At 68.8% G+C, this 13,159-nt stretch carries 1 protein-coding gene; it reads right to left on the bottom strand.

Annotated elements, in window-relative coordinates; all coding sequences use genetic code 11:
* Positions 1 to 42: 42 nt before the first annotated feature.
* On the bottom strand, positions 43 to 12,495 hold the full coding sequence (locus tag HB370_RS42510; protein ID WP_280117762.1) for a type I polyketide synthase: 12,453 nt from the start codon (positions 12,493 to 12,495) through the stop codon (positions 43 to 45).
* Positions 12,496 to 13,159: the final 664 nt, after the last annotated feature.

Raw genomic sequence — 13,159 nt, 5'->3', positions numbered from 1 at the left:
AGCGTTCTCCGGTCAAGGTCGCGGTAGCAGTCGGACAGGTTTTCAGGAATTGCCGAGTTCGTTGTCGAGCACCTCGAATAGCTCATCGATGGTGGCGTCCTCGACATCCTGATGTTCGCCTGCGTCTTGTCCTGCTTCCCTGCCTCTCGAACTGCCTCCGCTTCCGAAGCGGGGCAGAAGAATGTTCAATCGCTTCGTGATTTCCGAGCGAGCTTCTTCGTCCGATTCCAGCAGAGCCAGACCGGTCTCCAACTGGTCGATCGCCGACCGCATGAGCGTCAGCGGGTCGTCACTTCCCACGAGTTCGGATTGCAGGAAGCGTGCGATGGCGGTGGCGGTGGGATGATCGAATGCCATGGTGGCCGGCAGCCGGATCCCGGTGGCCGCGGCCAGCCCGTTGCGTAGCTCGACAGCAGTGAGGGAATCAAAACCCAACTCCTTGAACGCCCGCTCAGCCGGGACGTCCTGCGCGGAACCATGCCCGAGAACAACGGCAGCCTGAGCACGGACCAACTCCACCAACTCCTCCTCCTGCCGCACACGAGACAACCCCGACAACCGCTTCAACCACCCCGACGACTCCTCCTCACCGACCAAGCCCAACCCCTGGCCCCGGCCCTGGACCTGGCCCTCCACAACAGCACGCACCTCCGGCAGGTCACTGATCAACGGACGGGGACGGGCAGAAGCGAAACCGGTGACGAAACGTTCCCAGTCCACATCAGCGACCGCGACGAACGCCTCACCACGACCCACCGCATCAGCCATCACCGCCACAGCACGCTCGGGATCCATCGCCCGCACCCCCCGACGGGACAACTCCCGCGCCGCACCACCCACCGACGCCATCCCCTCACCAGCCCACATCCCCCACGCCACACTCGTGGCCGGCAGACCAACACCCCGACGACGCACCGCCAACGCATCAAGAAACGCATTCGCCGCCGCATACACCGCCTGCCCCCCACTGCCCCACACACCGGCATTGGAGGAGAACAACACAAACGCCTCCAGACCACAGGGATCCACCAACTCACCCAGATTCACCGCACCCGCCACCTTGGCCGCCATCACATCAGCCGCCTCCTGGACAGAGATCTCCGCCAAAGGCGTCGACTGAGGAACACCAGCCGCATGGAACACCGCCGTCACCGGCTCACCCAGATCCGACAACAACGCCCGCAACGCCACACGATCAGCCACATCACAGGCCCGCACCGACACCCGAGCCCCGCCCAACCCCTCCAGCTCCCGCACCAGATCCCCAGCACCAGGCGCACTGCCACCACGACGGCTCACAAGAACCACATGATCCGCCCCACCACCCACCAACCACCGGGCCGTATGCGCACCCAAACCACCAAGACCACCCGTGACCAACACCGTCCCACGCGGCCGCCAACCACCCCCACCACCATCCACCACAGCACGCACCAGACGACGCACCCACACACCCGAACCACGCACCGCCACCTGATCCTCAAAACCAGCCGACGCCACAACACCCACGAACCGCCGGCACACCTCCTCATCAACCCCCACCGGCAGGTCCACCAGCCCACCCCACAACTCGGGATGCTCCAGACCCAGAACACGCCCGAAACCCCACACCTGCGCCTGCACCGGATCAATCACCACACCGGCATCCGAAGGACCAGCAACCACCGCACCCCGCGTCACCAGCCACAACCGCGGCCCCTCACCAACCCGGCCAAGATCAACCAACGCCTGCGCCAACACCAGCGACGCGGCAAGACCGGCGGGAACAACAGAATGCTCCGAGTGCCGCCGATCATCCCAGGACAAGAACGACACGACCCCGCTCACACCACGGCCCGCGACAGCCTCCGCATAAGCCCGGCGGTCAGGACGGGTCGGATCGAGCTCCACGACACTGACCTCGCCACCCCGCGCCGTGACGGCAGCCACCACCCGCGCAACCACACCATCATCCGCCAAGCCCCGCGGCACCACGAACAACCAGCCACCACCGAGCACCTCATCAAGCGCGGCCGGGAAAGGCTTCCACTCCACCCGGTAACGCCAGTCCTGAAGCCGTCGATGCTCCACCCGACGCCGCCGCCACGACGACAAAGCCGGCAACACCGTGTGCAAAGCCTCGGCGTCCGTGCTCAGCAAGTCGGACACGGCTGTGGCATCGCCGCGTTCGACCACAGACCAGAACTCGGCATCCCACGCCTCATCGACCGGCTCTTGCAGCGGCTCTTCGTGCAGCCAGTAGCGCTGTCGCTGGAAGGCATAGGTGGGCAGGTCGACGAAGCGCGGGCGTCCACCCTCGAAGGCATGGGTCCAGTCGACGGGAACGCCTTGGACGAAGGCTTCCGCGAGGGACGTGAGGAACCGATCCAGGCCGCCTTCGTCACGCCGCAGCGACGACAGTGCGACAGCGTCGGCGTCGAAGGTGTCGAGTGTTTCTGTGATGCCCGGGACGAGGACAGGGTGCGGGCTGCACTCGACGAACGCGCCCATCCCCTGAGCCACAAGCCCTTCAACGGCTTCCTGGAACCGGACCGTCTCCCGCAGATTCGTGAACCAGTACCCCGCATCCAGAGCGGTCGTGTCCAGCCAGTCCGCCGTCACCGTCGAGAAAAACGGAACACTGGAGTCCTGCGGAGTGACGTCCGCCAGCGCCTCCAGCAACTCATCGCGTAACTGGTCCATCTGCGCGGAGTGGGAGGCATAGTCCACCGGGACACGACGAGCCCGGACACCCTCCCGCTCACAACCGGCCAACAACTCATCCAGGGCCTGGGCGTCACCGGACACCACGGTCGAGGACGGGCCATTGACCGCCGCGACGGAAACCCTGCCGCCGTAGGTGTCGAGCATGGTGCGGACACGCTCAGCTGAAAGACCGACCGAGACCATGCCGCCCCCACCAGCGATCCGGGCGATCGCCCGACTCCGCAACACCACCACCCGCGCACCATCGGCCAGACTCAACCCCCCAGCCACACAAGCCGCAGCAATCTCACCCTGCGAATGCCCCACAACCGCAGCAGGCTCCACACCGTAATACCGCCAGGTCCGAGCCAGTGACACCATCACCGCCCACAACGCCGGCTGCACCACATCAACCCGCCCAAGAACAGCCTCACCACCACGCAACACCTCGACCAGCGACCAACCGGTCAACCGGTCCAGCACCGCGGCACACTCCGCCACCGCCTCCGCGAACACCGGACACGCATCCAGCAACCCAGCCGCCATCCCCACCCACTGCGAACCCTGACCAGGAAAGACGAACACCACACGACGGCCCTCAGCCGGAGCCACACCCGACACCACCCCCGGCACAACACCACCCGCAGCGAAGCCGGCCAACGACCCCGCCATGGAATCAAGATCAGTGCCGACCATTACCGCCCGGTGCTCGAACACCGACCTCGTGGCCACCAACGACCAGCCCACATCAACCACACCCGCACCCGTGCTCGACACGTGCGCAGCCAAGCGTGCCGCCTGTGCACGCAACGCCCCCGCATCCCGCCCGGACACCACCCACGGCACCACACCCACAACGGAGCCCGGACCCTCCTCCACCGAAGGCTCCGCAGGCGCCTCCTCCACGATCACATGCGCATTCGTGCCGCTGATCCCGAACGACGACACACCAGCCCGCCGCACCCGCCCACCCCGCGACCACGGCACCGCCTCAACCGCCAACTCCACCTCACCAGCCGACCAGTCCACATGCGGTGACGGCTCATCCACATGCAACGTCTTCGGCACCACACCCCGACCCAACGCCAGCACCATCTTCATCACACCAGCCACACCGGCCGCCGCCTGCGTATGCCCGATGTTCGACTTCACCGACCCCAGCCACACCGGACGCCCACTGGTACGACCCTGCCCATACGTCGCCAGCAACGCCTGAGCCTCGATCGGATCACCCAACCGCGTCCCCGTGCCATGCGCCTCCACCACATCCACATCGGCAGGAGCCAGACCCGCGTCAGCCAACGCCGCACGGATCACCCGCTGCTGCGACGGACCATTCGGCGCCGCCAGACCATTGGACGCACCATCCTGATTGACCGCACTCCCCCGCACCACCGCCAACACCCGATGACCCAACCGCCGCGCATCCGACAACCGCTCCACCAACAACACACCCACACCCTCGGCAGCACCAAAACCATCCGCCGAAGCCGCGAACGCCTTGCACCGCCCATCCACCGACAAACCCCGCTGCCGACTGAACGTCGTCAACGTCACCGGCGACGACATCACCGTCACCCCACCCACCAACGCAAGCGAACACTCACCCCGCCGCAACCCCTGCACCGCCAGATGCAACGCCACCAACGACGACGAACACGCCGTATCCACCGTCACCGCAGGCCCCTCAAGACCGAACGTGTAAGCAACACGCCCCGAAGCGACGCTGGAGATGGAGCCGGTGAGCAGGTAGCCCTCCAGCTCGGACGGCACGTCGCCCGCCTGGGCGGCGTAGTCCTGGTTCGACATGCCGAAGAACACACCGGTCGGACTGCCCGCCAGCTTGGAAGGAGTGATGCCGGCCCGTTCGAGGGCCTCCCAGGACGTCTCCAGCAGCAACCGCTGCTGCGGGTCCATCGCCAACGCCTCACGCGGCGAGATACCGAAGAAGGCCGCGTCGAACTCCCCCGCCTCGTGCAGGAAAGCACCCTCACGCATGTATGACGTACCGGCCCGGTCCGGATCGGGATCGTACAGGCGCCCCAAGTCCCACCCGCGGTTCTGCGGCAGTCCGGAGACAACGTCCTCACCAGCGGTGAGCACGTCCCACAGATCCTCCGGGGAAGCGATGCCTCCCGGGAAGCGGCATGCCATTCCCACGATCGCGATCGGCTCGTCGATCGCGTGCTTCTCCACGCCGGGCAAGGCACCGTGGTCACCATCGTCGTCGATCAGCCTGGAGCGCAGATGGCCGGCCAGCGCCGCGGGCCTCGCGTAGTCGAAGACGGCCGTCACGGGCAGTCTGAGGCCGGTGGCGGTGTTCAGCCGGTTGCGCAGTTCGACCGAGGTCAGCGAGTCGAATCCGAGATCCTTGAACGCTCGGTCCGGAGCCACCGCCTCGGCGCCGGAATGTCCGAGGACGACGGCGGCCTGCTCCCTCACGAGCTGCACCAGAAGACGTTCCTGCTCGACCGCGGTGAGGCCCGCGAGACGCACGGCAAGCTCGGGTTCGGCACGGTCCGGCTCGAGGTCGCCGGGGCCTGAGCCGGACTCCAGCATGCGGCGTGCCTCGGGTATCTCTCCGATCAAGGGCCGTGCCCGCAGTGCTGTGTACGCCAGGAAGAACCGGCTCCAGTCGATGTCGGCCACGGCCACTGCGGTTTCGTCGCTCGCCAGCGTGTGGTCGAGCGCAGCGATGGCCGCCGCGGGTTCCATGGCGAGTACACCGTGCCGCTGGAGCCGTTCGCCCACCGACCCTTCATGTGCCATGCCGGTGCCGCCGGACCACGGTCCCCAGGCGATGGAGGTCGCCACGAGCCCCTGAGCCCTGCGCCATTCCGCGAAGGCGTCCAAGAACGAGTTTCCCGGCGCGTAGTTGGCCTGCCCGGGGATTCCCAGGGTGGCGGAGATGGACGAGAACAGTACGAAGGCCGAGAGGTCGAGGTCCCGGGTCAGTTCGTGCAGGTTGACGGTGGCCGTGACTTTCGCTCGCAGGGCGTTGTTCATCTGCTCCGGTGTGAGCACCGTCGTCATGCCGTCGTCCAGAGCACCCGCGGCGTGGATGACGGCCGTCAGCTGCGCCGGATCCGTGCGCAGCGAGTCGAGGAGCGTCTCCAGTGCGTGCCGGTCCGCTGCATCGCACGCGGCCAGGGTCACCCGGACACCCATGTCCGTGAGGCTGTCCCGAAGGGCAGCGGCCCCGGCTGCGTCCGCTCCGCGACGGCTGATGAGTACCAGGTGCTCGGCGCCCTTGCCGGCCAGCCAGCGGGCGACGTGCGCGCCCAGCGCCCCGGTGCCTCCGGTCACCAGGACCGTGCCGCTGGGCGACCACTCGCGCCCGCCCGCCTGGCTCGACATACGGTGACCCGGCGTACGAACGAGGCGTCGGGCGAGGACGGAGGAGGCCCGTACGGCAAGCTGGTCCTCGTCCGCCAGGCCGCCCACGACATCGACCAGCCGTCGGCCCGCGTCCTCGTCCAGGTGTTGCGGGAGGTCGACCAACCCGCCCCATATCTGCGGCTGTTCCAGGGCGACGACCCGTCCCAGTCCCCAGAGCAGCGCCTGCCTGGGTCGCTCCGGTGACTCACCGGGCAGTGCCGCTACGGCGCCTCGGGTCGCGAACCATACGGGCACCTCGGCCGCGGCGTCGGCCATCGCCTGCACGAGCGCCAGCGAAGCGGCCATGCCGACGGGCACGTCGGGGTGGTCACCGTGCGGGGCTTCGTCGAGGGCCAAAAGGGAGAGCACACCGGCGAGGTCGTCGTCGCCCAGCCCGTTCCGCAGAGCCTCGACCAGCGCTTGCCGGTCGTGGTCCCGCTCATCGACCACCACGGGCACGGCACGGGCGCCGCCTCGCTCCAGTGCGTCGATGGCGCCGACCAACAGTGAGTCACGGGCCAGACGTGCCGGAATCGCCACGGCCCAGACACCGGACAGCCGTGCGGAAGGTCGTGTCGTGACGGGGCGCCACTCGACGTGGTAGCGCCAGTCCTCCAGCCGCTCGCGTTCCCGTTGCGCCGCCTTGTCGAGCAGCCAGTAGCGTTGCCGTTGGAAGGGGTAGGTGGGCAGGTCGACGGTGCGGGGGCTCGCACCCTCGAAGGCGCGGGACCAGTCGACCGGGACGCCCTGGACGAAGGCTTCCGCGAGGGACGTGAGGAACCGATCCAGGCCGCCTTCGTCACGCCGCAGCGACGACAGTGCGACAGCGTCGGCGTCGAAGGTGTCGAGTGTTTCTGTGATGCCCGGGACGAGGACGGGGTGCGGGCTGCACTCGACGAACGCGCCCATCCCCTGAGCCACGAGCCCTTCGACGGCTTCTTGGAACCGGACCGTCTCCCGCAGATTCGTGAACCAGTACCCCGCATCCAGAGCGGTCGTGTCCAGCCAGTCCGCCGTCACCGTCGAGAAGAACGGTACGTTCGCCGATGTAGGGACGATCGTCGCCAGCGCTTCCAGCAGATCATCGCGTAACTGGTCCATCTGCGCGGAGTGGGAGGCATAGTCCACCGGGACACGACGAGCCCGGACACCCTCCCGCTCACAACCGGCCAACAACTCATCCAGGGCCTGGACGTCACCCGACACCACGGTCGAGGACGGACCGTTGACCGCCGCAACGGAAACCCTGCCGTCGAACTCCTCCAGCATGGTGCGGACACGGCCGGCCGGCAGGCTGACGGAGACCATGCCGCCCCCACCAGCGATCCGGGCGATCGCCCGGCTCCGCAACACCACCACCCGCGCACCATCGGCCAGACTCAACCCCCCAGCCACACAAGCCGCAGCAATCTCACCCTGCGAATGCCCCACAACCGCAGCAGGCTCCACACCGTAATACCGCCAGGTCCGGGCCAGTGACACCATCACCGCCCACAACGCCGGCTGCACCACATCAACCCGCCCAAGAACAGCCTCACCACCACCGCGCAACACCTCGACCAGCGACCAACCGGTCAACGGGTCCAGCACCGCAGCGCACTCCGCCACCGCCTCCGCGAACACCGGGCACGCATCCAGCAACCCAGCCGCCATCCCCACCCACTGCGAACCCTGACCAGGAAAGACGAACACCACACGACGACCCTCAGCCGGAGCCACACCCGACACCACCCCCGGCACAACCCCACCCGCAGCGAAGCCGGCCAACGACTCCGCCATGGCATCGAGTTCACTGCCGACCATCACCGCCCGGTGCTCGAACACCGACCTCGTGGCCACCAACGACCAGCCCACATCGACCGCACTTACACCCGACACGTGCGCAGCCAAGCGTGCCGCCTGCTCACGCAACGCCCCCGCATCCCGCCCGGACACCACCCACGGCACCACACCCACAACAGAGCCCGGACCCCGCTCCGGCTCCGGCTCCGGCTCCGCAGGCGCCTCCTCCACGATCACATGCGCATTCGTGCCACTGATCCCGAACGACGACACACCAGCCCGCCGCACCCGCCCACCCCGCGACCACGGCACCGCCTCAACCGCCAACTCCACCTCACCAGCCGACCAGTCCACATGCGCAGACGGCTCATCCACATGCAACGTCTTCGGCACCACACCCCGCCCCAGCGCCAGCACCATCTTCATCACACCAGCCACACCAGCCGCCGCCTGCGTATGACCGATGTTCGACTTCACCGACCCCAACACCACCGGACGCCCACCCGCACGCCCCTGCCCATACGTCGCCAACAACGCCTGAGCCTCGATCGGATCACCCAACCGCGTCCCCGTACCATGCGCCTCCACCACATCCACATCAGCAGGAACCAGACCCGCGTCAGCCAACGCCGCACGGATCACCCGCTGCTGCGACGGACCATTCGGCGCCGTCAACCCATTCGACGCACCATCCTGATTGACCGCACTCCCCCGCACCACCGCCAACACCCGATGACCCAACCGCCGCGCATCCGACAACCGCTCCACCAACAACACACCCACACCCTCGGCCCAGCCGGTGCCGTCCGCCGTCGCGGCGAACGCCTTGCAGCGGCCGTCCTCGGAGAGGCCCCCTTGCCGTGAGAACTCCACGAACATGCCGGGCGAAGGCATCACCGTGGCTCCGCCGGCCAATGCCAGTGAGCACTCGCCACGGCGCAGCGCCTGCACCGCCAGGTGCAGTGCCACCAGCGACGACGAACACGCCGTGTCCACCGTGACCGCAGGCCCCTCCAGACCGAGGGAGTAGGCGATGCGGCCGGAGGCCACGCTGGCGGTATTGCCGGTCAGGACGTAGCCGCCCGAGTCGTCGTCCGACTCGTGCAGTCGGGGGCCGTAGTCCTGCGCTGTGGCTCCGATGTACACGGCCGTGTCGCTGCCGCGCAGACTGCCGGGGCTCACGCCCGCGCGTTCGAGGGCCTCCCAGGACGTCTCCAGCAGCAACCGCTGCTGCGGGTCCATCACCAACGCCTCACGCGGCGAGATACCGAAGAAGGCGGCATCGAACTCGCCGGCGTCGTACAGGAAGCCTCCGCGGCGCGTGGCGGAGTCAGTGACGTTCCAGCCCCGGTCCGTGGGGAAGCCGGACACCGCGTCCTCGCCTGCGGCGAGCAGGCGCCACAGGTCCTCCGGAGAGGTCACGCCACCCGGGAAGCGGCACGCCATGCCGACGATGGCGATCGGCTCGTCGTCCGGGTCCGGGCCTGGCTCCGTGGCGCGCGTGCCGTTCGTCTTCCCTGGTTCGGGGCGCCTCGTGTCGTCGCCCTGGAGGAAGCGTGCCAGTGCGCCGGGGCTCGGGTGGTCGAAGAGCACGCTGCTGGGCAGGCGGAGGCCGAGTGCGGTGTCGAGCCGGTCCCGCAGTTCCAGCGCCGTCAGCGAGTCGAAGCCGAGGTCGCGGAACGCGCGGTCGGGGTCGATCCGCTCGGCCCGGGAATGTCCGAGCACAGCCGCCGCGTGGGAGCGCACGAGGTGCAGGACGTCGTGCGGCCGCGGCGGGGACGCCTCGGTCCGTCCCGTGCCGGATTCGGTGTCGTCCGCCGGTCGCGGGTGAGCCTCTCCGGACGGCAGCCAGTGGGATTCGCGTTGGAAGGCGTACGTCGGGAGGGGGACCCGGCTCACGTCGCCGCCGAGGACGGAGGTCCAGTCCATCGGCACGCCGTGCAGGTGGAGCCGTGCCACGGCCTCGGTGAGCGATCGCGCCTCGTCCCGTCCTCGGCGCAGGGCGGGCAGCAGCAACGCGGTGTGGGCGTCGGCATCGGCGCCCTGTTCGCCGCGGTGGCCGGGCTCCGGGGCGGCGGTGACGCATGCGCGCGCCATGGCGGTGAGGACGCCGTCCGGCCCGACTTCCAGGAAGCTGCCGGTGCCCAGTTTCCCGAGTGCCCGGATGCCGTCGCCGAAGCGGACCGCTTCCCGGACGTGCCGGACCCAGTAGGCGGGCGTGGCCATGGTCCGGTCGTCGACTGGTGCGCCGGTGAGGTTGGAGACGAGGGGTGTGGTCGGTGCCCGGAAGGTCAGGCCGGCGACGGCTTCGGCGAACTCCTCCAGCACCGGTTCCATGAGCGGGGAGTGGAAGGCGTGGCTGACGCGCAGGTACCGGCTTTTGCGGCCCCTGTCCCGGAGGATCTGTTCGATGGCGGCGACGTGGCCGCGCTCGCCGGACACGACCACCGCGTCGGGGCCGTTCACGGCGGCCAGGCCGACGTGGGCCTCACGGCCGAGCAGCAGGGGTGCGACCTCGGACTCGGGTGCCTGGACCGAGAGCATGACGCCGCCGCCGGGCAGGGAACGCATCAACGCGCCGCGGGTGGCCACGAGTTCGGCCGCGTCGGACAGGTCGAGGATGCCTGCTGCGTGGGCGGCCGCGATCTCGCCGACGGAGTGGCCTGCGAGGTGGTCGGGTTTCAGGCCCCACTGGACCAGGAGGCGGAAGAGGGCGGTTTCCAGGGCGAAGAGGGCGGCCTGGGTGTAGTGGGTCTCGGAGAGCAGGGCGCTGTGCGCCGTGCCCCGCTCGGCGAACATCACGTCGCGCAGGGGCGGGCCGGCCTCGGGGCCGAGGAGTCGGCCGAGGTGGGTGTCGAGTTCGGCGCAGACCTCGTCCAGGGCGTCCCGGAAGCCGGGGAACACCTGGTGGAGTCGCTTGCCCATGCCGGGCTGCTGGCTGCCCTGCCCGGAGAAGAGGAAGGCGAGGCCGCCCGGTTCGGGGGTGGGCGTGCGGCCGAGCAGGACCTGGGGGGCCGGGAGGCCGTTCTCCAGGTCACGCAGGCCGTTGAGCAGGTCCTCGCGGTCGTGTCCGGTGACCACCGCGTGCCGCTCGAAGACCTGGCGGCGGGTCGCCAGGCTGTAGGCGGTGTCCCGCAGGCGCTGTCCGGGGCTGTGTTCCAGGTGGTGGCGGAGCCGTTCCGCCTGTGCGCGCAGGGCCGCGTCGCTGCGGGCGGACAGGATCAGCGGCGGGTAGCGGTGGGTGTCCTGGGCGGGATCAGGACCGTTTCCGGTTGCCGGGTCCGGCCTCTTCTCCGCCTCCGTGGCGCCGAGCCGGTCTTCCGTGCCGGTGTACGGCCCTTTTCCGGCGCCGTCGCCTCCCGCGTTCCGTAACTCGGACAGGACGACGTGGCAGTTCGTCCCGCCCATGCCGAAGGAGGAGACGCCCGCCACCAGCGGCCGGTCGGGGCTCGGCCAGGGGCCGTACGCGGTGTGGACGCGCAGGCGCAGGGCGTCGAGGTCGATGCGGGGGTTGGGCGAGGTGAAGTTCAGGCTTGCCGGGAGGTGCCGGTTCTTGATGCTCAGGACCGTCTTCAGGAGGCCCGCGATGCCTGCCGCGCCTTCGAGGTGACCGATGTTCGTCTTGACCGAGCCGACCAGGAGCGGCGCCTCGGCCGGGCGTGCGGTGCCGAGCGCGGTGCCGAGGCCCTCGGCCTCGACGGGGTCGCCGGCCGGTGTGCCGGTTCCGTGCAGTTCCACGTACTGGACGTCCGTCGGGGCCACGCGTGCCCGTTCCCATGCCTGTCGCAGGACGTCCGCCTGGGCGCGGGCGCTGGGGACGGTGAGGCCTTCCGTGGCGCCGTCGTTGTTGAGGGCGCTGCCCAGGATCTCGCAGTAGACGGTGTCACCGTCCGCGAGCGCGCGGTGGGTGGGCTTGAGGACGACTACGACGCCGCCCTCTCCTCGGGCGTAGCCGTTCGCCCGGGAGTCGAAGGTGTAGCACCTGCCGTCCGGTGAGAGTGCTCCGAACCTCTCGACGCCGGTCGTGCCGGCCGGATCGAGGACGAGGTTGACGCCGCCGACGAGGGCGAGGTCGGATTCGCCGCGGGCCAGGCTCTCGCAGGCCATGTGCACGGCGGCGAGGGAGGAGGATTGTCCGGTGTCGACGGTGAGGCTGGGGCCTTGGAGGCCCAGGGCGTAGGAGAGCCGGTTGGCGATCATGCCGCGGTGCGTTCCCGTCAGGGAATGCCGGGTGAGGGCGGCTTCTCCCCGTGCGTGCGCCAGGTGCGCGTAGTCGTCCCACATGGCGCCCATGAAGACCGAGGTGCGGGTTCCCCTGAGGTGTCGCGGGACGATTCCGGCGTCTTCCAGCGCCTCCCAGCCGAGTTCCAGCGCGAGGCGTTGCTGGGGGTCGAGGACACCGGCTTCTCTGGGCGAGATGTTGAAGAAATCCGCGTCGAAAGTGTCGATGCTGTCGAGGAATCCGCCGCGCGGAGCGGGGGGCGAGGATAATGAGCCGGTCGGGAAACGGCCGGCGGGGGGCTCGTCCAATGCGTCTGCGGAGTCGGCCAGGAGTCTCCAGAACTCCTGGGGGGTGGCAGAGCCCGGCAGTCGGCACGCAATTCCGACAATGGCAATGGAATGCCCGTTTTCCTCGCCGGGGACATGCATGGTTTCCCACCTCTCTGCCGACGCTCCCCGCGGCTGCCACAACCATGGAAGCGAATCAAGGGGTCTGCTTTTCGGTCGTCGTTCGCCCGTCATCGGGCGCGGCCCGTACCGCACGCGCCGGGGTGGATGTGCCGGTGTTCGCCTGGGTCCGATTCGTGCATCGCGGCCGGCCCTCGCTTCGCCTCCTGGTCCAGGGGCCTCGGTGCCGGGCTGTCGCCATCGGCGGCAGCGATCGGAGAGTTGCGACGGGCATGGCGAAGGACCTGCGAGGATGGTCGGCACGGGTGCCTCGGAGGGTGGCCGCGTCCTGTCGCCTGCGTTCCGCTTGACCCTCGTCGAACGTCCGGGCTGCCGTCTGTTCACCCCCTGAGCGGCAGAGCGTTCGCCTCGCTCACGACTCGTCGTCGTGCGGCAACGCTAGATCAGCTCACGCCCCCCAGGCAAGCCCCTTCTTGGTACGTGCATGACCATCACTTGAGCTGGGCATGATCTCGTGCGGAGATCATCCACGGAAGGGCGCGACCTTATTCACGGGCATTGCTCCGGCTTCGGTGACGGTGCACTGTGGTCGCGACAACCGCCCATTTCATGCGCCTCGCAGCACGAGGGCGCGGAGGATTTGGAAGCCTTTTGAGATCACTTCGGTTACGTCTCGGCGGCCGTG

Origin of the sequence: Streptomyces sp. DSM 40868 (assembly GCF_011820545.1) — a bacterium.
GTDB lineage: Bacteria > Actinomycetota > Actinomycetes > Streptomycetales > Streptomycetaceae > Streptomyces > Streptomyces eurythermus.
The sequence above is the reverse complement of the archived record's forward strand: the minus strand, read 5'-3'. Positions and strand labels throughout refer to the sequence as shown.